General features: G+C 79.1%; 1 protein-coding gene. It reads left to right on the plus strand.

Annotated features, from left to right (window positions below):
• Positions 1-249 (plus strand): DUF5682 family protein (locus B7L92_RS43455; RefSeq protein WP_255311376.1); only part of this gene is annotated, 249 nt, incomplete at both ends.

Below are 249 nucleotides of genomic sequence, written 5' to 3' on the forward strand. Positions count from 1 at the left end.
CGGCGGACTGCTGACCGCCGCGGGCCCGCTGCTGGAGGCGGCGGCGTCCGTGCTGGAGCCGCTGCTTACCCGGGTGTCCGAACTGCCCGACCGGGCGTTCCTCGACCGGCTCCCCGCGCTGCGCGGCGGCTTCGACACCCTGAGCCCCGCGGCCCGCGACCGTCTCCTCGCGGCCGTCGAGGAGCGCCTCGGCACCGCGCGCGTCGCCGACACGGACGGTGTCGACCCGGCCGCGCTCGCCGCCTGGAC

It is taken from the genome of Streptomyces viridosporus, from assembly GCF_002078235.1.
GTDB lineage: Bacteria > Actinomycetota > Actinomycetes > Streptomycetales > Streptomycetaceae > Streptomyces > Streptomyces viridosporus.